At 62.3% G+C, this 25,968-nt stretch carries 20 protein-coding genes and 1 tRNA gene; 12 read left to right on the top strand and 9 right to left on the bottom strand.

Annotated elements, in window-relative coordinates:
• Positions 1-4 precede the first annotated feature (4 nt).
• From EGJ68_RS03330 to EGJ68_RS03310, 5 genes are all read right to left on the bottom strand, one after another.
• Complete coding sequence (locus tag EGJ68_RS03330; protein ID WP_123033115.1) at positions 5-775, bottom strand: class II aldolase/adducin family protein; 771 nt, start codon at positions 773-775, stop codon at positions 5-7.
• Positions 776-957: 182 nt separating this feature from the next.
• Complete coding sequence (locus EGJ68_RS03325; protein WP_123033114.1) at positions 958-1,944, bottom strand: AraC family transcriptional regulator; 987 nt, start codon at positions 1,942-1,944, stop codon at positions 958-960.
• A 136-nt stretch (positions 1,945-2,080) separates the two neighbouring features.
• Positions 2,081-5,224, bottom strand: coding sequence for an efflux RND transporter permease subunit (locus EGJ68_RS03320; protein ID WP_123033113.1), 3,144 nt, complete (start codon positions 5,222-5,224; stop codon positions 2,081-2,083).
• Positions 5,224-6,366, bottom strand: coding sequence for an efflux RND transporter periplasmic adaptor subunit (locus EGJ68_RS03315; RefSeq protein WP_158283475.1), 1,143 nt, complete (start codon positions 6,364-6,366; stop codon positions 5,224-5,226). Before EGJ68_RS03315 ends, EGJ68_RS03320 begins: the two co-directional genes overlap by 1 nt.
• A 145-nt stretch (positions 6,367-6,511) precedes the next feature.
• Positions 6,512-6,937: a c-type cytochrome gene (locus EGJ68_RS03310; RefSeq protein ID WP_123033111.1), complete on the bottom strand. Its 426-nt coding sequence runs from the start codon at positions 6,935-6,937 to the stop codon at positions 6,512-6,514.
• A 142-nt stretch (positions 6,938-7,079) separates the two neighbouring features.
• Between EGJ68_RS03310 and EGJ68_RS03305 the strand changes: the two genes are divergently transcribed.
• The 4 genes from EGJ68_RS03305 (at position 7,080) to EGJ68_RS03290 (ending at position 9,813) form a co-directional block, all read left to right on the top strand.
• Positions 7,080-7,715, top strand: coding sequence for a glutathione S-transferase family protein (locus EGJ68_RS03305; RefSeq protein WP_123033110.1), 636 nt, complete (start codon positions 7,080-7,082; stop codon positions 7,713-7,715).
• A gap of 102 nt (positions 7,716-7,817) precedes the next feature.
• Positions 7,818-8,870, top strand: coding sequence for a DUF3080 family protein (locus tag EGJ68_RS03300; protein ID WP_123033109.1), 1,053 nt, complete (start codon positions 7,818-7,820; stop codon positions 8,868-8,870).
• A 111-nt stretch (positions 8,871-8,981) separates the two neighbouring features.
• Positions 8,982-9,602, top strand: a complete 621-nt coding sequence (locus tag EGJ68_RS03295; RefSeq protein WP_123033108.1) for a DUF4136 domain-containing protein — start codon at positions 8,982-8,984, stop codon at positions 9,600-9,602.
• A 134-nt stretch (positions 9,603-9,736) separates the two neighbouring features.
• A tRNA-Arg gene (locus EGJ68_RS03290) sits at positions 9,737-9,813 on the top strand.
• A 208-nt stretch (positions 9,814-10,021) separates the two neighbouring features.
• Here the strand turns inward: EGJ68_RS03290 and EGJ68_RS03285 are convergent.
• Complete coding sequence (locus EGJ68_RS03285) at positions 10,022-10,645, bottom strand: hypothetical protein (RefSeq protein WP_158283474.1); 624 nt, start codon at positions 10,643-10,645, stop codon at positions 10,022-10,024.
• 254 nt (positions 10,646-10,899) lie between these two features.
• On the opposite strand from EGJ68_RS03285, the gene EGJ68_RS03280 reads away from it, so the two are divergent.
• Both EGJ68_RS03280 and EGJ68_RS03275 read left to right on the top strand, forming a co-directional pair.
• The gene (locus EGJ68_RS03280) at positions 10,900-11,244 is read left to right on the top strand and encodes a putative signal transducing protein (protein WP_123033106.1); all 345 of its coding nucleotides are present in this window, start codon (positions 10,900-10,902) and stop codon (positions 11,242-11,244) included.
• Positions 11,245-11,715: 471 nt separating this feature from the next.
• Complete coding sequence (locus EGJ68_RS03275; protein WP_123033105.1) at positions 11,716-12,483, top strand: crotonase/enoyl-CoA hydratase family protein; 768 nt, start codon at positions 11,716-11,718, stop codon at positions 12,481-12,483.
• Positions 12,484-12,511: 28 nt separating this feature from the next.
• Here the strand turns inward: EGJ68_RS03275 and EGJ68_RS03270 are convergent, their stop codons facing one another.
• Positions 12,512-13,396: a helix-turn-helix transcriptional regulator gene (locus tag EGJ68_RS03270; protein ID WP_123033104.1), complete on the bottom strand. Its 885-nt coding sequence runs from the start codon at positions 13,394-13,396 to the stop codon at positions 12,512-12,514.
• A gap of 181 nt (positions 13,397-13,577) precedes the next feature.
• Here EGJ68_RS03270 and EGJ68_RS03265 point away from each other — a divergent pair, with 181 nt between their 5' ends.
• The 5 genes from EGJ68_RS03265 to EGJ68_RS03245 all read left to right on the top strand — a co-directional run bounded on the left by EGJ68_RS03265 (position 13,578) and on the right by EGJ68_RS03245 (position 19,496).
• On the top strand, positions 13,578-15,329 hold the full coding sequence (locus EGJ68_RS03265; protein ID WP_123033103.1) for a methylmalonyl-CoA mutase family protein: 1,752 nt from the start codon (positions 13,578-13,580) through the stop codon (positions 15,327-15,329).
• Entirely contained in the window at positions 15,329-15,754 is a 426-nt protein-coding gene (locus EGJ68_RS03260; protein WP_123033102.1) for a cobalamin B12-binding domain-containing protein, read from the top strand. Before EGJ68_RS03265 ends, EGJ68_RS03260 begins: the two co-directional genes overlap by 1 nt.
• Entirely contained in the window at positions 15,754-16,704 is a 951-nt protein-coding gene (meaB, locus tag EGJ68_RS03255) for a methylmalonyl Co-A mutase-associated GTPase MeaB (RefSeq protein WP_123033101.1), read from the top strand. Before EGJ68_RS03260 ends, meaB begins: the two co-directional genes overlap by 1 nt.
• A gap of 129 nt (positions 16,705-16,833) precedes the next feature.
• A complete protein-coding gene (locus tag EGJ68_RS03250; RefSeq protein ID WP_123033100.1) occupies positions 16,834-18,099 on the top strand; it encodes an acyl-CoA dehydrogenase family protein in 1,266 nt (421 codons plus the stop codon).
• Positions 18,099-19,496, top strand: coding sequence for a phosphotransferase family protein (locus EGJ68_RS03245; protein WP_123033099.1), 1,398 nt, complete (start codon positions 18,099-18,101; stop codon positions 19,494-19,496). Before EGJ68_RS03250 ends, EGJ68_RS03245 begins: the two co-directional genes overlap by 1 nt.
• A gap of 24 nt (positions 19,497-19,520) precedes the next feature.
• Here EGJ68_RS03245 and EGJ68_RS03240 read toward each other — a convergent pair whose 3' ends face one another.
• Together EGJ68_RS03240 and EGJ68_RS03235 are read right to left on the bottom strand one after the other, a co-directional pair.
• A complete protein-coding gene (locus EGJ68_RS03240; RefSeq protein ID WP_123033098.1) occupies positions 19,521-19,883 on the bottom strand; it encodes a YajD family HNH nuclease in 363 nt (120 codons plus the stop codon).
• Between the two features lie 23 nt (positions 19,884-19,906).
• Positions 19,907-21,586: a M28 family peptidase gene (locus EGJ68_RS03235; protein WP_123033097.1), complete on the bottom strand. Its 1,680-nt coding sequence runs from the start codon at positions 21,584-21,586 to the stop codon at positions 19,907-19,909.
• Between the two features lie 255 nt (positions 21,587-21,841).
• Here EGJ68_RS03235 and EGJ68_RS03230 point away from each other — a divergent pair, with 255 nt between their 5' ends.
• Complete coding sequence (locus tag EGJ68_RS03230) at positions 21,842-25,891, top strand: hypothetical protein (protein WP_158283473.1); 4,050 nt, start codon at positions 21,842-21,844, stop codon at positions 25,889-25,891.
• Positions 25,892-25,968: the final 77 nt, after the last annotated feature.

Here is a 25,968-nt window from a genome sequence, read left to right as displayed (position 1 = left end):
TTCCCTATTCCAGAATGCTGGGGTCAAGGCGCAGTTCGCGACGGGCCATGGCTTCAAAGCAGAAGGGGAAACCATTGCCATCGGTGATGCTGACCTTTTCCACCACCTCGTCGCTGAGGGGTTCAGCCCCGCCGAGCAACTCCACCTCATAGGCACGTTTGCAGCGCCATTCCAGAGTGATAACCCGCAGGTGCGCCTGGCGCAGATCTTTACCCACCACCAGCGCGCCATGATTGGCCAGCAGCGCCCACTTGGAGTCGCCCAGCGCTTCGGCGGCCGACAGCGTGGTCGCCTCGTCCTCGAAGGTGCCGCTGTATTCGTTGTAGACCGGCAGTTCCAGGCCGCAATGGGCGCCGGTTTGGTCATAGATCGGTGGCGTGCGCTGTAAATTGGCCCAGATGCCACTCCAGTGCGTGTGGTTGTGAATCACCACATGCACATCGGGACGCAAATCGTGCAGCTGCAGGTGCAGACCGATGGCCGGAGTAATGTTCCACTCGCCATCGATGATATTGCCCTCGGCGTCCAGCGTCATGATGTCGCTGGCGGTCAGCTCATCCCAGGCCAGCTCCCAGGGGTTGGTGAGTATGCTGCCATCGCTCTGGCGCCAGGTGATATGCCCGGCAATGTGCTCGTTCCATCCCTCGCGAAACATCATGCGACACATCAGCGCTACCTGGGCTTTCGCGCTCATTTCGGGCAGCAGGGCGTGCCGACCGGGCTTGGGGGCGAAGCGCTCCACCATGGCCTGATTCAAACCGTCATATTTTTTCATGGCGCAACTCCATTGTCTGGCGAGTGAATGAACTGACTGCAGTCTACAACTGATCCGGTTCAACCGGCCTCTGGGCATGGCAAACGGCCCGGGCCAGGGTTATTCCGTGAAGCATAGTGAGGCACACGATTTCCGGCATGGCGAATATTGCCACTTGCATGGCCGATTACGCCATCCGCGGGTCAGGCAAACAGGCGGGCCCGGTACTCACTCGGGGCGAGGCCTGTCCACTTTTTGAAGGCACGGTGAAACCCGGAACTGTCGGCGTACCCCAGCTGATGCGCAATGTGCGTGACGCTGAGCCCGGGATGGCTGAGGTAGCGGCGCGCATGGATCTCCCGCACCTGATCAACCAGCTGCTGGTACTGCCAACCCTGGGCCTGCAATTTACGGCTCAGCGTACGTACGCTGCAGTGCAACAGTGAGGCACAGGCCTCCAGGCTGGGCGGTTCCGCGAGGTTGTCGACGATGATCCGCCACAGGCGCCAGGCGATGTCGCCCTGGTTGCGGCTGATGCTGGTTTCCTCACACAGCCGGGCATAGAGGGCCGCACTCTGGGGGCTGGCGTGGGGCAGGGGCTGGTCCAGAATATCGGCATTGAAAAACAGCTGTATGGCCGCGCTGTCGAACTGCACGGGCGCGTTGAAAATGGCCGTGTATTCGTCGCGGTGGGCAGGCGCCGGGTAATCCACCTTGAGGGCGGTGACCGGCAGTGCCCGGCCCAGTACCCAGCGCGAGGTGGTCACGATGGCGGCCAGCAGCTCCTCCACCACCAGCAGGCGCAGGTCAGCCAGGCTGTCGTGGGCGTGGATCTGATAGCAACCCTGCCCCTCGATTTCACTGAATGCGGTCACCACGTGAAAGCCCGAGAAGCGGCCGGGGTAGTTCTGGAAGCGCAGGCCGTGCTCAATGGATTCACGCAGCGTTGCACTGCTCATCATCAGATAGGCCAGCTGGTCCAGCGTGGCAATCGAGCGGTGCAAACCCAGCTGCAGGCCCAGCGAGCCGCCCTGAAAGCGCGCCTGCGCGTCACGCAGAATGCCCCGGTGGCTGGCATCACTGATACGGGTTTCCGGGCGATACAGCTTCTGGACACAGATACCGTGGGCGCGCGCCAGCGCGTCGGCGTCGAGCCCTTCACCGGCCAGAAAATCCAGTAGCCAGGCCATATAGCGTGCGTCAGTGTTGATACCGTGCCCACCTCTTTACAGTCACCGGAAGTATAAGTGCCCCCGCTGGCGGCGACCAGCACACCCGATGACTGCGCAGGCCCGCCAACCTCGCACCTGATGCAAACCCTGCCGGCTAGCCGCGCTGATCCCGCGCGCCGATACCCAGGCGCTGTTTCAGCTGCTCGCGCGCGATTTGCACAATGGCATAGAAGCCGGGAATGAAAAACGTACCCACCAGCAGCGCCGCGAGCATCCCGCCAAACACGGTGATGCCGAGCGAACGCTGACCGAACGCTCCGGCACCGCTGGCGAACACCAGCGGCAGGATGCCGAGGATGAAAGACACCGCCGTCATGCACACGGCGCGAAAGCGCAAACGACCCGCTTCCGCCGCGGCCTCGACGATGCCGCGGCCTGCCTCCTCGCGCAGCTGCCGGGCGAATTCGACGATCAGGATGGCGTTCTTCGCCGCCATGGCAATCAGCAACACCAGCCCGATTTGGGCGTACAGGTTCAGCGCCTGCCCGGTCAGCAGCAGCGCCAGAATCGCCCCGCCAATCGCCATAGGCACCACCAGGATAATAGCGATGGGGACCGACCAGCTCTCATACTGCGCCACCAGGAACAGGTAGACGAACACCAGGGCGAGACCAAAGCCGAGTAACGCCGTGTTGCCTGCCTCTTGTTGCTGGAAGGCCGCGCCCGTCCAGGCCACGCGGTAACCGGCGGGCAAGGTGGCGGCCACCGCCTCGAAGGCCCGCATACCGTCGCCACTGCTGAAACCGGGCGTGACGCTGCCGCGTACGGTGGCGGCGCGGTACAGGTTGTAGCGCTGGGTGACGTCCGGGCCCAGAGTAAGGCTACTGCGCACCAGGGTACTCAGGGGCACCATCTGTCCGCTGCCAGACTTGACGTAGAAGTGCTCCAGACCTTCCAGGTCCGCGCGAAACGGAGCGTCTGCCTGCATGGTAACCTGGTAAGTCTGGCCGAACTTGTTGAAATCGTTGATATACAGGGAGCCCAGCTGCGCCTGCAGGGTCAGGAACACCTCGCTCAAGGGCACCCCCAGGTTCTTCGCTTTCACCCGGTCCACGTCGATAAAATACTGGGGCACGTTGGCGCGGAAGGTACTGAACACGCCGGCCAGGGCCGGCTGTGCGTTGCTCTCCACAATGAAATTGTTGAGCACCGTGGCCAGCTCGGTTGGCCCGCGCGACAGCGTATCCTGCAGCATCAACTCCAGGCCGCCCACCGCCCCCATGCCCGGAATGGCCGGAGGCGCAATGGCCACCACCTGCGCCTCTGGCACCCGCAAAAATGCCTGTTGATTGATACGCTGCGCCACAGCGAACACCAGCTCCTCGGCCCGCTGACGGTCGTCCCAGTGTTTGAGCACCACGAACAGGGTGGCGGCATTGCTCGCCATGGCACCGGTAAGGATGGAAAACCCGGTCACCTCGGTCACACTCTGCACGGCATCATCGGCAGCGATAATATCCGACACCTTGCGCACGGCATCGCGGGTACGCAACAGAGACGCGGCATCCGGCAACTGGATGTTCACCAGCAGCGCACCCTTGTCCTCATCCGGCACCAGCGCGGTCGGCGTGGCGATCACCCCCACCGCGAGCGCACCCATCCACGCCACAAAAATCAGCCCCACCACCAGCAGTTTGCGCAGCACCCAGTCCACACCGCGCGTGTAACCGCCGGTAACGCGCGCAAAGCCAGCCAGAAACAACCGGTACCAGCCCGCGTCGCGCTGGCCGCCCCGTTGCAGTAACAGGGCGCAGAGGGCCGGGCTGAGGGTGAGCGCGTTGATGGAGGAAAACACCACCGCCACACAGATAGTGACGCCGAACTGGCGGTACATCTCGCCGGTGATGCCCGGCAACGCCGCCACCGGCAGGAACACGGCAAGCAACACCAGCGTGGTCGCAATAATCGCCCCACCCACCTCGCGCATGGTCTGCAGGGCTGCATCCCGCGGCTGCAGCTCCGGGTCTTCGCGCAGGTGCCGATCGCAGTTTTCAATCACCAGAATGGCATCATCCACCACCACGCCAATCGCCAAGATCAGGGCGAACAGGGTCATGGTATTGATCGACATGCCGAGCAGGAACAGCACCGCCAGCGATGACACCAGTGATACCGGGATAGTCACCGCCGGCACCAGGGTAGCGCGCAGGCTGCCCAGAAACAGGAACGTGATGAGCACCACCAGCAACACCGCCACCAGCAGGGACTGCAGCACCTGAGAGACCGCCGTCGACACATAACGTGTGGTGTCGTAGTTGATCTGGTAGGCCATGCCCGCCGGGAAGGCCTGCGCCAGGTCCGCCACCAGCACATCCACCGCTTTGCCCACCTCCAGCGCATTGGCGTCCGAAGCCTGGTACAGGGCAACGTTGACCGCCGGGCGACCACTGATCTCCCCGTAGAATCCGTAGGAGGACTGCCCCAGTTCCACCCGCGCCACATCGCGCAGGTAAATGGCAGAACCATCCGGGCGAGCGCGCAGCACAATGTTCTCGAACTCCTGCACATCCTGCAGGCGCCCTTTCACACGCAGGGTAAACTCGGTTTCCATACGCTGGTCGAAGGGTGGGCCGCCGATCTTGCCGGCCGCCACCTGCACGTTCTGTTCACGCAATGCCGCCTGGATATCCGTCACCGACAGGCTGCGGTTGGCCATCTTGTCCGGGTCCAGCCAGAGCCGCATGGCGTAGTCCGCCTGCCCCATCACGGTCGCACCGGAGATACCTGGCACCCGGCTCAGCGCCCCCGCCACATTGATCTTCACGTAGTTGGAGAGGAACTTGTAGTCCAGCGATTCGTCCGGCGACGTGAAGCTGATGATCTTCAGCATGTCCGGCGCACGCTCTACAATCTGCAGGCCGCGAGCCGTCACCTCCGCGGGCAGGGCCGGCTCCGCCAGCTTGACCCGGTTCTGTACCCGCACCAGCGCCATGTCGGCGTCCGTGCCAATGGCAAAGGTGATGGTGAGGGAGTAGCTGCCGTCATTGGCGCTCTTGGAGGACATATAGAGCATGTCCTCCACCCCGTTTACCGCATCTTCAATAGGGGCGCCCACCGCCATCTCCACCACCTCGGCCGCCGCGCCCGGGTACACACCGGACACCACGATGTTGGGGGGCGCAATGGGGGGGTATTCGTTGACCGGCAACAGGCGCAGCGCGAGGGTACCCAACAGGGTGAGCACAATGGCAATTACCAGCGCAAACTTGGGCCGCCGGATGAAGAAGGCACTGAACATCAGCTGCCCTCGTCGGCGGCGACGCCCACCGTCGCGGTGATGGTCACCGGCATGCCCGGCCGCACCTGTTGCAGCCCGCGCACGATCACGCGGTCGCCTGCCTGCAGACCGCCTGTGACCAGCACCCTGTCATCCAGGCGCTCTCCAAGCTCTGCATTACTGCGCTGCACCGTGCCATTCTCTGTCACCACCAGCACAAAGGCACCCTGCTGGTCAGCCTGCACCGCCGCCAGAGGCACAAACAGGCCATCCTTCAGTGCCGTGTCCTGCAGAGTGACGCGTACATACTGCCCGGGCACCAGCAGGCCATAGGGGTTGGGGATGCGTGCGCGGGCTTCCATGGTGCCCGTGGCGGCGTCAATGCGGTTGCCGAAGTAGTCAATCTGACCCACCTCCGGGTACTGCAGGCCATCGGCAAGCTCCAGGGTCACCTCGATACTCTTCAGGTCATCCACCGTCGGGTTGGCGGTCACCCGCTGGCTGATCTGGTCGATGTAGGTCGCCTCCGACACCTGAAACAGCGCCTCGATGGGATCGATGCTCACCAGCGTGGTCAGGTCACCGCTGCTCGGGCCTACCAGGTCTCCGGGGCTCACCTGGCTGCGGCCGATGCGGCCCGAGATGGGCGCCTTGATGGTCGTGAAGCCCAGGTTCACCTCGGCTGCAGTGACCTGCGCCTGCGCGGACTCGATGCGGGCGTCGGCATCCAGTTTCTGCGCCGTGAGATTGTCCATCTCCACCTGGGAAATCGCGTTCTTGGGTAAGAGCTCAAGGCCGCGCTGATAATTGCGTTGCGCATTGGTCTGGTTGGCCTTGGCTGACGCCAGGTCAGCCCGGGCAATGGCCAGCGCAGCCGCATACTCAGAGGGGTCGATAACGTACAACACATCCCCCGCCTGCACCTGCTCACCCTCATTGAAGCTGCGCTCCTGCAGGTAGCCGCTGACACTGGCGCGAATGGTCACGTCGTCGCGCGCCACCAGGCGCCCCACGTACACGGATTGCGCCTGATAGGGCTCCACCCGCACCGTATCCACCACTACGCCAACCGGCGGCGGCGTGGATGGGGGTTCGGAACAGGCTGCGAGCAGGAGCAGGGAACAGACTGCCGGAGCACGAATCAAGAGCTTCAAGCGTGACACGCGGCACCTCCGGTTGTGGTCAGTGCACCCACTGTAACAGAGCACAGGGGGGCAAAAACATGCATGCTGCTGAACCGACTAGAAACCATCGCGCACAAAAAAGCCGCCCGGCCGAAGCGGGGCGGCTTTATCGTGGCGGAGTGATTTACTGGCTGTTGTCCACCATGAAGTCTACCGCCGCCATGACTTCCTCGTCAGAGCAGCTCATGCAGCCGCCCTTGGCGATCATGCCGGTGCCGGGAATACCGTTGATGCCGTGGTCATGCAACACTTCCATGCCCTTGACTATGCGATCGGCCCACACCGTGACGTCGCCCACCACCGGCGCACCGCCCGCACCCGTCATGTGACAGGCCATGCAGGCCGCGTTGTACACTTCCTCACCGGAGCGCGCCATGGCTGCACCGCCCACCGCCGCCGCGCCGCCGCAGCTGGCATCGCCCTGCAGGCAGACTTCACCCATGGGCTTGATGCGTTCTTCGATGGCTGACCGCTGGCTGTCAGACAGTTCAATTGCACCGGCTGCCATTGCGGCACACAGCGCCACGATACTCACTACAATTCGGCTCATCACAATGGAGTCCTCTATTTACTGGCCGCGCATTATAGCCAGTTATGCGCCGGGGGAAAACTCGGCATTGTGCACTGCTGGCACCGGTGCGCGGTTTGCCCGTACTATAGCGCGCACACCGGACATCACCTGGAGAAGCCGCATGAAGCTTTATACCTACGACCCCGCCCCCAACCCCCGCCGCCTGCAGCTGTTCCTGGACTACAAGGGTATCGCTCTCGACACCGAGCAAGTCGATATGATGAAGCAGGCACAGTTCGAAGAAAACTTCCGCAGGGTCAATCCGATGTGCACTGTGCCCGCCCTGGCACTGGATGACGGCACGGTGCTCACCGAAGTGATCGGCGCCTGCGTCTACCTGGAGGCGCTCTATCCCGAGAAACCCCTGCTCGGCACCACGCCGCTGGAGAAGGCCCAGGTGATCAGCTGGAACCACCGCCTGTTCAACAGCATTTTCCACGCCATTGCCGAGGTATTCCGCAACGGTAACCCCGCGTTTGCCGACCGCGCGCTCCCGGGGCCGATGAACGTGGCGCAGATTCCAGCCCTGGTGGACCGGGGCAAGCAGCGCCTGGAGGGTGGCTGGCGCATGGTGGACCGCGCACTGGCAAAGAGCACCTTCCTCGCCGGCGAGCACTTTTCCATGGCGGATATCGACCTGCTGATCTGCGTCGAGTTTGCGGGCTGGATCAAGGCCGCCGTACCCGAAGAGTGCGGGCATATCCACGCCTGGCTGCCACGGGCCAAGGCCGCCCTGGAATCCGCAGGCGACCAATAGCACGGCGCAAGGGCAGCGCTGCACCCGGCAACGAGGTGGCAGACTGCAGCGTGCTCACATTTGCCCGCAGCGCGGCCGTGCTAATTCGGTTATAACAGCGCCATGCACGCCTGTTCCCCGCAACGCCGGCTCCTGCGTACCGCATTCCTTGCCGGTGCGCTGACGCTTGTTGCCTGCGCCGAGCCCTCACCAGACGCGGCACTCGCGGACTATGTGCAACGGCTGGAGCGCACCCTGGGGCACCCCGCGCCGGCCGCAACCCCAGTCACTCTGCCACGACTACCCCACCGCAGCGAACTCAAGCTGACGCTGGAAAGCGGCAACCTGGGAACCCTGGACTTTCTCGCCCTCACCGGTTGCGCAGTGCAGGTGACCATTGGCAAACGCAACAGCAGCCTGGGCCTCATGGCGAGCGCCTCCCAGCGCCTGTTACTGGAGCTGGAATTCCTGCAGCTGGCCCCCGAATGCATCGACTACCAGCGCAGCCAGGGGGAAGGCACACTCGCCGACCTGCTGGCGAGTGCCCATGCACAGAAGCGGCGACAACTGCCGGCGCTCATTTTCAACGCCACCCTCGGCGGGCCAGAGTATCGCGCCCTGTGGCGGCCGCCGTCGACCCTGGGCCAGTATCCCGCCAATACCAGCAGCGCGCCACTCACCGCGCTCTCCAACATCAATGCCAGCGTGCGCCGCTGGCTCGCGGGCGATTACCGTGCCGACAATATGGCGTTCGAGATACAGCTCAGCGAAGTCGCGCTGGGCGATGGCGGCGCGCTACTCAGAGCACTGGCGCTGCAACAGGGCTGGCTGGCGGCTGGCAATGCGGTGCTGGCCGCGCAGCGCGCCGAGGGGCCACTTTGCCGCGGCGACCTGCGGCCCGCGGCGGCAGACACACTGAACACCGTGATAGAAAAGTTCTTTGTGGGCGACGTGCAACCGTGGTCCGCAAACCTCGGCCGCCGCCAGCACGACCTGCTGCCACTCCTGCACGAACTGGAACAGCAAGTGGCCCCCGCCCTGCCCCCGGCCTACCAAAGCTGGCAGGCCCAGCGTGACGCCAGCCTGTCGCGCTGGACAGAGGCACCCCGGCAGCATGTGAAGGCGCTGCAGGCCACGCTGGAGCCCTGTGGCGGGGCCGGGAGGCGAGCCGGTTGAAGAGCCGGGGACGTACTCTATTTGGCATCCCGGGAAACTCCGTGGCGAAGGGCGAGTCCAAGCAGTGATGGAAAGCACTGCCTCAGAACACACAACCGCAAGGGGTACCGCGTGAAAACTGTATACCAAACGTCCAAAATCGCCCTGCTCGGGGGCCTCAGCATACTGTTGCTGGCCTGCGCCAGTGGCCCGCCCAAACCCGATGTGGATTACGACCAAAGCTACGACTTCAGCCAGGTTCGCAGCGTGGCGTTCCTTGAAGATTCCGGGAGTGTGGCAGGCGATAACCCCCTGCAACTCAGCGATATCCAGAAAGACCGCGTTGACACCGCCATCCGGCATGCCCTGTCCCTGAAAGGCATAACACTGGTGGAAGACGCGGCTGCCGCCGACATGCTGGTCAGCTGGCACCTGCTCACCCAGTTCAAGACCGATGTGCAGACCTACGACCGTCCCGGCTACATGGGCATGTACTACGGCTACAACCGCTACAGCTACTACAATTGCTGGTCATGCATGGGCATGTCCACGGAGGTGAGCGTACGCGACTATACCGAGGGCACCTTCATCGTCGACATGATCGACCCGGAGATGGAGCGCTCCGTCTGGCGCGGCGTCACCCATTCACGCCTGACCGGCAAGCAGCTGCAGGACCAACAGCGCTACAACGAGGCGGCGGAAGTGATCTTTGCGGCCTTTCCGCCCGGGCCCGGGGCTGCGGGCGAAGAATAGCGGGATGGAAACGCGCTTGAACCCGGCGTAGCGCCCGGCATTGCTCTATTGAGCGCCGTGGCGGGCTTTGCTATAGTCCGCTCCCCTCACAGGGGTGCGGGATACTGGCGCCAGCCAGCCGCAACTGCCGTTTTCCGCCCGTAGCTCAGCTGGATAGAGCGCTGCCCTCCGGAGGCAGAGGTCAGAGGTTCGAATCCTCTCGGGCGGGCCATAAATTGTCGGGGTCTGTACCGGAGACATCCTTTACAGACTTGTCTTTTCTATGCTTTTCACTTACTCGACCATTTCAGCGGATATTGCTGCTGCATAGCTCCATTCCCTGCCCACATCCACTATCGGGCGCATTGCGTGCCCTGTTAAAGCGGGTCCGGGAATTCAGGCTCTGCAATCCAGGGCCCGCAGCAGGGCATCGGCGAGAGCTACTGGAAGACGGCGAGGCCATCCTCGGTGAATGCCGGCGCAGACATGATCCGCAGCGTCAATTCGCTGATTCGGGTATCGTCGAAGAGCAACAGCACCTGCGCGGAGAAATAGGGCGCGAGCGCCTGCAGCAGCCGACGGACCGCCTCTTCGTCACCCTGCGCGGTGTGGACAACAATCGACGCGCTCCCGCTTTCACCGCCGACGTCCGGTATTGGCTCGGTGGTGGCAGTGCCGCGATCCAGTCCATATTGGGATAATGCCTGAGTGAGAACATCCGCCAGTTTTGCGCTGTCCGGCGAATCCGGCTGATAGCGCACTGCCATCGCCGGCGCCAGCTGTTTGTAATCAGCCCGGAACTGACTGAGTCGCTGCAACACCTGGTCGCGCCGCGCCGGGGCTGGTGGCACAAAACCCGGCGACGCAGCTGCCGCGCTCCCGGCGGCGTTAACCGCGAGCAATACTGCACCGGGTCGAGATTCGAGCTGGGTAGCTGTTGCACCGGGATCACTTGCCGGTGGCCGTAGCAGCAGCAGAACGCCAATGATGATCGCGAGCGGAATCAGCCCCCATGCCAGCCTGCTTGCCGAACGTGTTCCGCGGTGAACAAAACGAATTGACACAATAATCACCCTCCCTGCGTGGCTACGACGCCCCCCGGCACCACTCTCTATATCTTGTCTACAGCATCGGACCGGATGCTGCATTTTGCAAGTTCAACCCGGCTTCGGCCAACCCGCCGTTTGTTCAGCTTCCTGCTGTATTCCAGCAGCGTGTGAGGTACACAATTGGCAACAGCCGAGTCCAAAAACTCATGGTAAGGTGTCTGGGCGGCTATAAAAACTGCGGTTGAAATGCCGGTGCCGGGAGCGGATCAATGCGACTACTTTACTCGAACGAAAACAGGCTCATCGTTGCCAACTTCAGGAATATCGTTGAGTCGGCTGGAATTGAGGTAACGTTGAAAAACGAGTTTGCCGCAGGAGGGATGGGAGGGCTGCCCCCGCTTGAGGTGTGGCCGGAATTGTGGGTCGTCAACGACGCTGATTACGAGCGGGCGAAGACGCTGATCGAGAGCTCGCTGGGTGCAAAGAGCACGGTGCCGTGGCGATGCACGAACTGCGGTGAGGACAATGATCCTTCCTTTGAAGCCTGTTGGAAGTGCGGCCATGAACCGGAGTCTCTTTGCAACCGCGCTCGGCACAAAAAAAATCATCGTTAAAAACTGACATAAAGTGTTGATTATTCGACTTTACCTTAAACCATAAACCAGTATCCTGCCTGCTCTTTCACCGCCACCGCCAACCGGGTTGTTCCAATGCCCAAGCACGGAGCACTGAGCATGCACCAAGACCAGCACCACACTAACCGGACAACCGCACCGTCACGTGGTCAACGCTTTCTGGCATGGATACAAGAACCCTTCGGCTCCATCATATTCGCCTCCGCATCCACCATAGGCTCGTTTGGCGTGGTGCTTTCGGGCATGTGGGCAATTCAGGCCGTACTCAATTAGTCACCTGTGAATATCTCCTCGCCTCGGCACTTGGAGCCCCCCTCCACGAGCTGACTTGCGACTAATACGATTGCTCCCCGTCGCCGTGTCGATGTATAAGGTTCCCCACCATACGGTGACGGACGCGCCTTGTCGGCGCTGTTCATCAGGTTAAACAACCCAAATAAGGAGACTACTGTGTCTACAGAAGCAGTCATTGTTGATATTGCGGACGGCATGATGACCATTACCCTCAACCGCCCCGAAGCAAAGAACGCGGTAAACAAGGCCGTCGCTGTGGGCGTGGCAAAGGCCATTGACGAGCTGGAAAGCAACCCTGATATCCGTGTTGCGATTATCACAGGCGCCGGCGGCACTTTCTGTTCAGGCATGGACCTGAAAGCCTTTGTGACCGGCGAAGTTCCCGTGGTTGAGGGCCGCGGATTTGCCGGTGTGTGTGAATACAGCGCGAGCAAACCGCTGATTTGTGCCGTAGAAGGCTACGCCCTCGCCGGTGGGTTTGAGCTCGCTATCAGTTGCGACCTGATTGTTGCCGCGAAGGACGCCAAGTTTGGCATTCCGGAGGTCAAACGCGGGCTTGTTGCGGGTGCCGGCGGCCTCGTTAAACTGCCCAAACAGATTCCCTCGCGACTCGCCATGGAGCTGGCCCTGACCGGGGATTTCATCACGTCCGAACGCGCCTATGATTTGGGCCTGATCAATCAGGTGGTGGCAAGTGGTACGGCGCTTGAGGCCGCCAAGGCACTGGCGGCCAAGATCGCAGCCAATGGTCCACTCGCTGTTGCCGTCAGCAAGCAGGTGGTTGCCAAGGCCCAGGACTGGAACACCGGCAATATGTTCGCTGAGCAACAAAAACTCCTGCAGCCGGTCTTTGTCAGCGAGGACGCCATCGAGGGCGCAACCGCGTTCGCTGAGAAACGCGCGCCGGTGTGGAAGGGCAAATAAGCACCCCGCTTTCCAGCCTGGCGCAAGCTCAACGTATACAGGCCCGCCAGGCACTCGGTGAACGACCACTGGTACGACGAAACGCCACCGCAAAAGCCGCCGCGCTGGAGTAACCCAATAGCGCGGCGATCTCGCCAACAGGTCGATCACTCGAGGCGAGCAAATTTCTTGCGTGCTTCATCACTACCCGGTTGGCGTAGGCCGCAGGGCTTTCGCCCACCGATTGCTTGAAGGCCCGCATGAAGTGGTAGCGGCTCAGACCGCAAAGCCCCGCGAGCTCATCCACGCGGGGTGCCGGCCCAAGCTCTTCCATGCGCGAAAAAACGCGTCGCAGATGCCGCGGCGCCAATCCGCTGCCTGCCTGCATCGCGTGCCTGTCGGCATCCGCCAGGTAACGCGCCAAATCAATGGCGATCGCTTTTACCAAGGCACCCGCCAGGGCTCGACTGTCTGGCGTTGGTGCAGTGAGTTCTTCCGCCAAGCGCAACATGGCATCCTCAATGCGCGGCGAATGGATATCGAAACAGGCCTCAAGCTGCGCGTCGCTCAGGGCACCTGAAGCAACGGGGCCAATCCATGCGGCATCGGGCTCAAAACGGCAGCGAACCGTGTGGTAGTGCCCTTTGGAAACCCGCACCTCAAACGGCACCCCCGCCGGCCGGAAATTCAGGGCGCCATAGCGGGTAAACCGCGGCGCCCCGGTTGTGGCGAAACGGCCTTCCGCCGCCTCCAGCAAGCTCGACAAGCCCAGCGACAACACCGACTGCGTCTCGACTCCCCGCACGGTCTCCGCGCTCAATTCCGGGAACGCGCACAGCTCTGCGTGAACACCGGGCAAGACGATAGACGCCACAACCAGATCCTCGCGGGTCTGGGCCTGGCGCACACTGATTGGACCTGAATTATTGAGCATCTGCCAAGATTATCATTTTGTGCGCTTACTATCGAAATAGCGGCATTAATCGTCGGCGTCAGTCCTGCCCCCGTTGCACCTGAAGCACCACCGGACTCTAATAAGTGCCTTGTAAAAAAATGACGTAGCGCCGCGTCAAGGCAACTGCGAAAACATGGGTCGATAACACCGGGAGATCAACATGAAGCAGAAGGTCAGCACGCTTGACCCAACAGTTAAAGACCAGACCACCAGGGACCGGGCCACCAAGAGCGAGATCGAAGAAGAGGTGGCACGCTGGGAAAGCGAAACCCGCGGGCCATTTGTCGCAGCCAACCCCGAACGCCGGGAAGAATTCCTGACCCAGGCGCTCAAATGGCCGATCAATCCGCTGTACACCCCCGCCGACCTGGACGCTTTGGGTTTTGACTACAAGGACGATGTCGGCTTCCCGGGCGAATATCCCTACACCCGTGGCACCGGGCCCAACGGACACCGCTCGGGGTTCTGGACCATGACCCAGGTGACCGGCTTCGGCTCGGGGCAGAGCTGGTCCAAGCGCGCGCGCTATATGCTGGACCAGGGCCTGTCGGGGCTTATTCTGGAATACGACCTGGCGACGACCAACGGTTACGACAGCGATGACCCGATGGTGGAGGGCGAAGTCGGCCGCGCCGGTATGGCGCTGGACAGCCTGGAAGACCTGGAGGAGGCCTTTGACCTGCCCTTCGATCAGCTCAAATACCTGATGAGCGTGTGTAATGCGCCACAGCCCGTCAACCTGGCGATGATCATCGCCGCCCTGGAGAAAAAGGGCGTCGACCCAAAAGACTTCGTGCTGCATATCGTCAACGGCATATTGATCGAATACACCTGTGTCGGGCGCTACATCTACCCGCCGGAGCACGGCCTGCGACTCGCCACGGACTGCATCGAATACATCATCAAGAACCACCCGAACTGGGCGCCGATCTCGATTATCTCGGCTCAGCTGCAGCCGGCCAAAGCCAACCCGGTTCAGGAAATCGCCTTCAGTTTGGCCATCGCCTGCGCCTATATCGACGCCACGCTGGAGCGGGGCTTCGACATCGACACGGTTGCTCCCTACTTCCACTTTGTGGTCAACGTAGACATGGACTTTTTCGAGGGCATATGCAAACTGCGCGCCTTCCGCAAGTGCTGGGCGCGACTGATGCGCGATCGCTACGGCGCCACCAAACCCGAGGCCATGAAAATTCGTATGATGACCTCGCCCACCACCACCGCACTCACGCTGCAGCAGCCGCTGAACAACATCGGCCGTCTGGCGATCATGGCCACCGCCTGTTCATTGGGCGGCGCGGGCGAGAACATGACCACGCCACTGCACGACGAGGCCCACTCGCTGCCCGCTGAAGAGGCCATTCGCGTGGGCGCAGCACTGCAACACATCGTGGCGCACGAAACAGGCGTGGCGGAAACCATCGACCCACTGGCCGGCTCCTATTATGTTGAAAGCCTGACCAAGCAAATGGAAAACGCGGCCTTCGAAGAGATGGACAAGATTTTCGATATGGGCGGCGCCTTGAAAGCCATCGAAACCGGCTACTTTCAGCGGGCGCTCGGACGCGAGCAATATGAGCGCAACCGTGACATTGAAGAGGGTCGGCGCCTTTGGGTCGGTGTGAACCACTTGAAACTGGATGAGGAAAAGCGCGAGATCAACATATTCCGGCTCAACGACGAGATGGAATCGGAGCAGGTGGCAAAAGTGCGCAATCTGCGCGCGCGACGGGATCAAGCCCTGGTGGACAATGCACTGGAGCAAGTCCGTGAAGCCGCGCGCAATGGCAGTAACATGATGGAGTCCTGCCTGGCGGCGGTAAAAGCCTACGCCACGCACGGCGAAATCTGCTATGCCATGCGCGACGTGTTTGGCGAATACGGCTCGGATAGCCAGCTGGGGGGCATCTGATGACCAACACACATCAACGCCCACTGCGTATACTGCTGGCGAAACTCGGCATGGACACCCACACCGTCGGCATCACCATCATCGCCCACGCATTGCGCGAAGCCGGTATGGAAGTCATTTTTACCGGTCTCAAACAAACACCGGAAATGGTGGCGGCAGCCGCCATTCAGGAAGATGTGGACGTGGTCGGTATTTCCACGCTGTCCGCCGGCCATACCCGCAACCTGCCCAAGCTGGCGCGACTCCTGCGTGAAGCCGGCGCCGGCGATAAACTCCTTCTCGCCGGTGGCGTCATTCCGGAAGAGGACCGCCCGCTGTTGGAAGAAGCGGGGGTTGATCGCACGTTCACCATGGGGTCCGACACCCGCGATATCGTCGCCTACCTCAATGAGTGGTGGGCACAGCAGTTGGCTGCCGATGCCTGATGGATGTTGCCAAGGAATTATTGAAGGGCACTATTCTCGCCGGTGCGCGCGCCATCCGCTGGCTCGACGACGGTGACCCGCGCGGTGCGCGCAGCCTGGCAGAGATATTTCCACACACGGGCAAGGCGCACATCATCGGCATTACCGGCCCACCCGGCGCCGGCAAATCGACCCTGGTCAACGCGCTCATCAGCGAACAACGCCGGCGCGGACGCCGCGTTGGGGTCATCGCCATTGACCCCTCCAGCCCCTTCACCGGGGGTGCGATTCTCGGTGACCGCGTGCGCATGGGTAAACACACCCTGGACCCGGACGTGTTCATTCGCTCCATTGGTACTCGCGGTCAGGCCGGCGGCCTGGCGCGCTCAACCCACGATGCCTGCCTGATTCTCGACGCCATGGGTTACGACCTCGTCCTCGTAGAAACCGTGGGCGTGGGGCAAGACGAGATTGACGTGGTGGCACTGGCCCACACAACCGTGATCGTTGGGGTGCCCGGCCTCGGCGATGAAATACAGGCGGTCAAGGCCGGCCTGATGGAGGCCGGGGACCTTTTCGTGATCAACAAGGCTGACCGCGACGGCTACGAAGACACCTACAGACAATTTGAGTTGATGTTGCATCTTCGTGCCGAGTCGAAAGCACTCAGTAGCGAACACTGGTCACCGCCACTGCTGCGCGCCGTTGCCGTAAAAGATGAGGGCATAGCAGAGATCGTGGATGCCATAGACCAGCATAAGGCCATGCTACAGCACACCGGTGAGTTTGGTCTGCGCTCGGCCCAGCGCGAACGCGAACAAGCCCTCACGCTGACCTGTACAGAAATCATGCGCAGCATCCGGCGAAACGCCGACCCCGCAATACTCAGCGCCGTTGAGAAACGGGAAATGGACCCCTACCGCGCATCACAGTTACTGATTCAAAATTGGCAAAAAGACCCGGACATCTAAAGCAGCCGGTCACTCACCTGGCGTGTCAGTGGAAGGGCGCTGAGCCACGAAAACTCGAACTCCGCGAAACCTTCTCGGAAACAAACCAATGTTGTGCCAAACTAGGCAGATACTTGTTGGATCAAAACAATGAACTTTGATATTCCAGACGATATTAGCGCGTTCCTGCACGAGCTCGACACCTTCATAGACGCAAAGATCAAGCCTCTCGAGGCTGTCGACGACAACATCCGTTTCTTTGATCATCGCCGGGAGGATGCGCGAACCGATTGGGAGCGAGACGGCCTCCCCAACGAGCAATGGGAGGCGCTACTGCACCAGGCAAAGCAGTTGGCCATCGCCGCAGGCATCTTCAGCTACCCCTTCCCGGCCGAGCACGGGGGTCGCGACGGCAGCAACCTCGGCATGGCCATTATCCGCGAGCACCTGGCCGCCAAAGGCCTGGGGCTGCACAACGACCTGCAGAATGAGCATTCGATCGTCGGCAATAATATTGGCCTGCTATTGATGCTTGAGTACGGCACGGAAGCACAGAAAGCCGAATGGCTGGACGGGCTGAAAAATGCGACCCGCGGGTTTGCTTTCGGGATTACCGAGCCCGCACACGGCTCGGATGCCACCTGGATGGAAACCGGTGCCGTCAAGGACGGTGACCACTGGGTCATCAATGGGGAGAAAACCTGGAACACCGGCGTGCACACAGCGCACTGCGATATGATCATGGCCAGAACCTCTGGAAAACCGGGTGATGGCACCGGGATCACCGCTTTCCTTGTGCCCATGGATGCCCCTGGACTCAAGATTGAAGAGTACCTGTGGACCTTCAACATGCCCTCGGACCATGCCCGCGTTTCATTGACCGATGTGCGTGTGCCCGCATCGGCCATCTTCGGTGGTGAGGGCAAAGGCCTGCAAGTGGTGCAACATTTCTTCAATGAAAACCGTATTCGCCAGGCCGCCTCGAGCCTGGGTGCCGCACAATATTGCGTCAATGAAGCGGTGAAGCACGCGCGGGAAAGGAAACCCTTTGGCAAGCCACTGGCAACCAATCAAGCGATACAATTTCCACTCGTGGACCTGCAGGCGCGCTGCGAGATGTTACGCGCTCTGATTCACAAAACAGCCTGGCTCATGGATCGGGACGGCGCATTCTCCGTGTCCGACAAAGTATCCATCTGCAACTACCAGGCTAACCGACTTTGCTGTGAAGCCGCCGACACCGCAATGCAGGTTCATGGCGGCATGGGTTATTCGCGCTACAAACCGTTTGAACATATCTACCGCCACCACCGACGCTACCGCATCACTGAAGGTGCCGACGAAATCCAGATGCGTCGTGTGGCGGGCTATCTGTTCGGCTTCATGAAACAAGACAAACCAAAAGGTGTGAGCTGATGTCAGTGGATTCCCGCTTCTTAAACGCCATGAAGACGGTTCTGGAACGTGAACTGGACGGTTTTCAGCGCATTGAAGAGTGTCAGCAGTTGACGGCCGGCGCCAGCCAGGAAACCTACCGCCTGCGCGTCGCGACTGAGGAGGGGCAGCGGCGCTACGCATTCCGGCGCAGCCCGACCAGCGAGAAGGGCGCCCCCATTCCAGGCCAGGTTGGACTCGCAACTGAGGCAAAGTTGCTACAGCTCGCAGAAAAGGCCGGTATTCCCGTACCCGGTGTGGTCTACCTCCTCAAAGACAGTGACGAGCTGGGTTCAGGCTTCCTGATGCAGTGGCTCGATGGCGAAACACTGGGCCAGCGCATCGTGCGCTCCGAGGCTCTGGCCGGCGTCAGGCCACACCTGGCCAGGCAGTGCGGCGATGTGCTGGCGCGCCTGCACGCGATTGAAATCGATGAAGATACCGCAGCCAGTCTACCCACTGTGAGTCCGGCGGCGCTGGTACAAGAGACCTGGGATGCCTACCGCGTGCTGGATATCCCGGTGCCCATGATCGACTTCACCGCGCGCTGGCTACTGGAACACCTGCCAGCGGATACGCGGCAAACGCTGGTTCACGGTGATTTCCGCAACGGCAACCTGATGATTGATGAATCCGGCATCGTCGCAGTGCTGGACTGGGAACTGACCCAGATTGGTGACCCCGTCCGCGACCTCGGCTGGCTGTGCGTCAACTCCTGGCGCTTCGGTAAAGATGACCTGCCGGTAGGCGGTTTCGGCACCATCGAAGATCTTCTGGCAGGCTACGAGGAAACGTCCGGCATCACGGTCAGTGAGGAAGAGCTGCGCTTCTGGCAGGTCTTCGGCTCGTTCTGGTGGTCCATCACAACGCTCAACATGGCCCACACCTGGCGCACCGGCGACACGCCCAGCCTGGAGCGCCCGGTGATTGGGCGACGTTCCTCCGAAGCCCAGATGGACTGCGTGAATCTGCTGATTCCCGGCGACTTCGAACTACCGCCCGAGATCAAACTGGCTGAGGGCACACAGCTACCGATGCCTGCCGAACTTCTGGAAGGGGTACGAACATTTCTGACGGAAGACGTTGCGGGTGGGGGGGACGAGCGCTTTGGCTTTCTGGCAAAGGTCGCCGCCAATTCCCTGGGTATTGCGCAACGGGAATTGCTGTACGGCCCAGCCCTCGCCCACTCGGAACAACAACGGCTCAGCGCATTGTTCGGCGAAGGCTCGCTGGATGACTTGCGCTGGCAGCTCAGTCGCGAGCTGCGCAAAGGGCTTGAGCTGACCACGCCGGGGTTGGCAGCACACTTGCGATCTACCGTCGCCGGGCAACTGAGCATCGACCAGCCGCGCTACCCTGCGCTGCGGGGGACTGACTGACACGGCCGCTCGCGCGCACATCGTTCAATCCTTTTTGCCATCCATGTTTGCCTTTAAATTTGCAAACGGCTGGTGGGTGGCGGCTTGGCCCTTTTTTTCCTTGCTGCTGCCATAGCGCACATAGGCTTCGAACTTGCTGTGCTCTTCGTCATGACAATAGAGACAGAGTAGCTCCCAGTTACTGCCGTCACTCGGGTTGTTGTCGTGATTGTGGTCGACATGGTGCACGGTGAGTTCCGACAGGTTCCTGCGGTCGAACTCCCTGGCGCAACGGCCACAGATCCAGGGGTAGAGTTTCAGCGCACGTTCGCGGTAGCCCGACTCGCGCCTGGCGTTGTACTCCAGCTGTTCGGCCCGGACTTGCTCAAAGCTTTTTGCAGAGGACATGATGATGCTCCCGTAAACTCTGCTTAAGGTCGCGCTGCCGCGCTGCTCTCGCGCACCGCCCTGAACTCGGATTCGGCGCGCCACTGCGGCCAGCGCGTGGCGTTACCCAGGTCCTCCAGCAACTGGCGGAACAGCTCAATATCCTGCACGGCACCGGTGAGGTCCCAGTCGGGGGACCAGGCGTCACAGGGTTTGTGATAGCAGTTACCCACGTAGTCAGCTATCCACTGATTGCCCGCGGCGCGGCCACCGTCCACCAGGTCAGCACCCCCCGCGATGCCCATCAGCAGCAGTACCGGCACACCCGCTCGCGCCAGGGAGAAGTGGTCTGCGCGGTAGAACAGGCCATTCTCGGGGAGATTCTCGGGCGTCACATAACGGCCCTGCTGCGCGGCAACACGCGCCAGGTCATCTTCCAGGCTGCTCTGGCCTTCTCCAACCAAAATCACGTCGCGGGCCGCACCCGCGGTCTGCAGGATATCCAGTGTGAAATTCGCTACCGTGGTCGCCAGCGGGTACACCGGGTCCACCGCATAGGCCCTGGACCCGACCAGGCCCGATTCCTCGGCCGTCCACAAAGCGAATACCACGCTGCGCTCCAGCGGCGGCCCGGCTTTAAGCACACGGGCAATTTCCAGCACGCCTGCAGTGCCGAGTGCATCGTCATTGGCCCCCGCTCGCACCGTTCTGCCCTGCGCATCCGCGGGGCCTTCCCCGTAGGCATCCCAGTGTGCCGAGACCATCAGCACCTCATCCGGCCGCGCATGGCCCGGTAGCAAGCCCAGTACATTGCGGCTGTCAAAACGGGTGATGTTGACGCTTGATTGCGCGCTGAAGCGCACGCCATCCAACTCAAAAGCGCGGAAGTCAGGTTGGCGTGCCTCGCGGCGGAGTGTGGCCAGGTCGTGACCCGCCATGGCGAGCAGCCGGGTAGCGGCGCCCTCATGCAGCCAGCCTTGCAGCGCGACCGGCACCGGGCCGCTGGTATTGCCCGCCAGCGCTACGCGTTCGCCGGCGCCGGCAGCCGCCACACTCCAGTCGTAACCGGCGGCCTCGGTTTCATGAATGACCAGGGCCCCCAGCGCACCGCGCCGCGCGGCCTCTTCGTACTTGTAGGCCCAGCGCCCGTAATAGGTCATGCGACGGTTGCCGAAACGCCCGGCAACGGGCTCATCGGGCGCAGCGGCGAAGTCCGGGTCGTTCACCAGGAACACGGCAATCTTGCCGGTCAGGTCGATGTCGCCGTAGTCGTCCCAGTCGCGCTCAGGCGCCGTCACCCCGAAGCCGACAAACACCAGTGGGATATCCCGGGCATCAATGCGCTGCGTGGCGCGTACCGTGCTGACTTCAATGTCTTCGCCTTGCATCAGCTTTTCCTGACCCTGGGGGTAAGTAAACGCCAACTGCGGTGATTCCAGCAAGGTGCGCATCATCGGCACGGCCTGAGTCCATTGCCCATCCGGGCCGCCGGGCTCCACACCAATGGCCTCGAACTGTTCAATGAGGTAGGACACGGTTTTGTCCTCGCCGGCAGTGCCGGGGGCACGGCCGCCAAACTCGTCCGACGCCAGTAGCTTGACGATTTCATGGAGACGATCGGCTTCAATTGCCTCGTTGGCGGAGGTATCAGGACCCGTACTGGTGGAACAGGCCACGAGCACGCCGAGGGCGAATAATGCGAACAGTGCGGTGCGAATCACCATGAAAAAACCTCAATGCCTTTGCGGAACACAGGTCATTAGCATGAATGACCCCCAGCGCAAGCGCAATCCGCTTTCCCCCGCCTTCCACCCGGGGGAACACTTACCACATGGACAGAGCACACGGAGCACCGACAAGCTCACTAATCAATCGCATCAGCCTGTGGGAGGATACGACTTCCTGAACAGGCCAGCTGCGGGGATGCTATGTTTATGTTTACGTTTACGCGCAAGCGCGCGCCCGCTGCGGAGATGCCCATGCCTCGCCTTGCCATCAGATACCTGGCCTGCCTCGTGAGCTTGCTCGCCAGCCTGCATGCCGCCGCTGATCCGGCGGCATTGAGCGCTTGGGAGGACTGGGTACTGGAAAAGCACCCGGACCACACCTGCCCCCGGGTGGTCGCAAAGCATTCTGAACGCGTGTGCATCTGGCCCGGCCAGCTGGCGCTGGACCTGCGTGCAGACGGAATGTCCTTCAATTACCGGGTGGAGGTATTTCGCGATGACGCCCTGGTGCCGCTGCCCGGGGGCGCGGGCAACTGGCCGCTGAGGGTGACCGTGAACGGGAGCCGCGCCGCCGTTCTGGACCGGGCCGGCACCCCCCATGCTCTGCTACCCCGGGGCAAACACGAGATCGCCGGCCAGTTCCGTTGGCAGCGCCGGCCCGCGAGCTTGCCGCTGCCGGAAAGTATCGCCCTGCTCAAGGTCACCGAGGCCGGGCAGCCGGCAAACACGGAACGCCGTGGCGCGCAGCTTATTCTCGGGCGCGACAGCGCCGCCGTCCCGGTGAAACAGAGTAATTCGCTGCAGGTGGAGGTGTTCCGCAAGCTGACGGACGGTGTACCTATGACGCTGGAGACACGCGTGGTGATGACCGTGAGCGGCGAACCGCGCGACGTTCAGTTGGGGCAGCTGGCCTGGCCGAACACGGCGCTGATGGGTATCGACTCCCCTTTGCCCGCCCGCATTGAAGACAACGGTGACCTGCGCATTCAGTTGAGCGCCGGGCGCCACACGCTGATCGCACAGGCGCGGTTTTTACAGCGCGCGGAGCAGCTGACCACAAACCGGCATGACGACAGCTGGCCCGCTGTGGAATACCTGAGTTTCGCCGCTGACAGCAACCTGCGACAGGTCACGCTTTCCGGGGCACCGGGCATCGACACCTCACAGGCACCCGTACCGGAGGAATGGAAAGAGCTTCCCACCTGGCGCCTGGGCGCGGACACGACGTTGCAGATCAACACCGAGTATCGCGGCGACCAGTCGTCCGGGAACAATACGCTGTCGGTGACCCGCAACCTGTGGCTGGACTTTGACGGCGACGCGCTTACCGGTGTGGAATCCATCACGGGTGCGATGCGCAACGAGTGGCGCCTTAACACACAGCCCGACACCCGGCTCGGCCGCGCGCAAGTATCCGGCCACCCGGTGTTGGTGACGCAGCACGCAGGCGGTGAAGGCGTGGAAATTCGCAGCCCTGAAATTGCGTTGGAGGCGGTTACCCGTATCGCATCCCCCACGCAGTTCTCGGCGACGGGCTGGGAAAGCCGCGCTGATACCTTCAGCGCCACCCTGCATATCCCCCCCGGCTGGCGCGTACTGCACGCAGCCGGCGTCGAGGACATACGCGGCACCTGGCTGAGCGGCTGGGACCTCTGGGACATCTTCCTGCTGCTGGTGCTGGTGGCCGCTACGCGCAAGCTCCTCGGCTTCAAGGCGGCAGCGCTGGCGATTGCCGCGCTGCTCACCGCCTACCACGAGCCGGGCATGCCCACCGCACTGCTGGCGACCCTCCTGCTGTTGCTGCCGCTCGCCGCCATCGCGCACGGGCGAATCCGGCGCGGCGTCACCGTTGCCACCACTCTCACCTGCATCGCCGCAGTCCTCGCCCTGGTGGCCTTTTCCATCAGTAATTTCCGTCTGGCCATCTACCCGTCTCTCGAGCGAAGTTCCGTGGGCGTATATGATTACGCCACTCAGTTTGACCACAATGCGCGCTCCGTGGCCAGCGACCTCGCAGTGGAAAGCATCGCGGCCATGGCCCCGCGTGCGACCCTGGAAGGGAAGATGCTCGCGGCCGAAGCCCCGGCGCGGAACCAGCAGAATGCCTACCTGCTGGGCGAGACAGACCGTGTACAAACCGGGCCGGGGGCACCAAACTGGCTCTGGAACAGTGTGACGCTGCAGTCTGCCAGCCCCGTGTCGCAAGCTGCATCACTCTCCGTCATGTACAGCCCGCCGTGGCTGACACGGCTTTGGCGCGTGCTTGGCGTGTTGCTCACCCTCGCCTATGCCGGGGTGCTGATGAGCGCGCTGGTGCGCACCCTGCGCAATCCACCGGCCGACACAGACCCGACCGCAAGTGGCGCACTGGCGGTGCCCGCCGCCTGTACCGCGGCCATGGCGCTGACAGCCGGCCTGGTGTTTTCAGGCCTGCCACAGCCCGCTGCGGCACAGGCGTTCCCTTCAGCGCAATTACTCAACGAGCTGGAGCAGCGGTTGCTGCAGCCGCCGACCTGTGCCCCGCACTGTGTAGCGCTCGACGAAGGATTGATCACGACCACGCGCCACACCCTGAGCATAGGCTTCAGCGCCTACGCCGCCGCCGATGTGCTCCTGCAACTTCCCACACCGCGCGAGGGGTGGCAGGTGTCCAGCCTGCAGGTAGATGGCGCCGATGCCACCGCACGCCTGCACGAGGGCTACCTGTCCGTGCGCCTGACCCGGGGGCCACACGTGGTCAGCCTCAGTGGCGCGCTGCAGAGCGACATTGCCAGCGTCAGCCTGCCGCTGGCAATTCACAACCTCAACACCCGCACAACCCACTGGCAACTGAGCGGTCTGGTGGATGGGCGGGTGCCGTCCGGCACGCTGTCATTGCGCGCGCTCTCGGCGGCGCGCCAGGAAGCCGGCAATCGCATCACGCCCGACCCCATAACCCCGTTCTTCGTTGTACACCGTGAGTTCGATATCGGGCTGCAATGGCGCGTGGTCACACGGGTCACGCGGCTTGCCCCCACATCGGGTCCGGTCGCTGTGGACGTTCCTCTGCTGACCGTTGAGCGGCCTCTCTCGGAGGCCATCAACTTTTCCGGCGGGCAGGCGCAGCTGCAATTCAGCGACCGCCAGCGACAGATCAGCTGGGAGTCCAGCATCAACCCGCAGAGCCAGTTGCAACTGCAGGCGGCAGCAGGAGAACACTATGTCGAAACCTGGCGTGTGCGGCCCTCGGCGCTGTGGCGGGTGAGTCACGAGGGGCTGCCACCCACGCGCCCGGTCGGTGGCGCCGACAGCCTGCAACCCCTGTGGAAACCCTGGCCGGGTGAATCGCTCACTCTGAACTTCAGCCGGCCCGAGGGTATTGCCGGGCCCACCTTCACAACAGAAGCGGTTAATCTATCTTTCCAGCACGGTGCCGCACTGCGTCAGAGTCAGCTCAGCCTGAACGTCAAGGCCAGCATGGGGCAAGACTACAGCTTCACCTTGCCCACCGGGAGCCGCGTTACCGCCCTGAGCCACAACGGCAACGAATTGAGCCTGCCCAAGGGCAATACCGTCAGTGTGTCACTGCAACCTGGCGAGCAGCGGATTGGCGTTACCTTCGAAGAGGACGGCGGCAGCGGCTGGCGGAGTGAGTCACCCCGGGTAGAGCTGCCCGATGGCGCCAGTAATATCTCGCTCACCTACACCCTGCCGCAGGACCGCTGGCCGCTCTACCTGAGTGGTCCGCCCATCGGGCCAGCCATGTTGTACTGGGGGGTTTTCTGCGTCATCGTCCTCGGCGCCCTGCTGCTGAACCAGTTGAACAAACGCCTCGCAACCGGTATTCCCATCGGCCTGCCCGGTTGGCTGCTGCTGGGTATCGGGCTGTCCACGGTGAACAGCTATGGGGTGTTGGTGGTTGCCGGATTCCTGTTCCTGCTGGCCTTCCGGCAGCGCCTCCAGCCCGCTGCCATGAGCCGGCTGAAATTCAACCTGATGCAGGTGGCCCTGGGCATTGGCGCCTTCATCACTCTGCTTACCCTGGTCTCCGCGATTCCGTTGGGCCTGCTGTCCAGCCCCGACATGTTGGTGACAGGCAACAACAGCTGGTCACACCGGTATAACTTCTTCCAGGACCGTGCCGGGCAGAACGGCTTCCCCACCGCCACCGTGTTCAGCGTCGACCTCATGGTGTACCGCGCGGTGATGCTGATCTGGGCACTCTGGCTGGCGAACCAGATGCTGCGCTGGGTCGCCTGGGGATGGCGGGCGTATGGCATGCACGGCGTGTGGGCGGCGAAAGCGCCTACCGCCACCCCGTGACCCTGATGGAGTAGCGAGCGCGTATCGCCCCGCAGCCACACTCGACAATCTCCAGGTCAACCAAGCAGGCAGGCAAG

It is taken from the genome of Haliea alexandrii (genome assembly GCF_003719295.1).
In the GTDB taxonomy this organism is placed as follows: Bacteria; Pseudomonadota; Gammaproteobacteria; order Pseudomonadales; family Halieaceae; genus Haliea; species Haliea alexandrii.
This window is presented reverse-complemented; position numbering and strand designations above follow the sequence as displayed.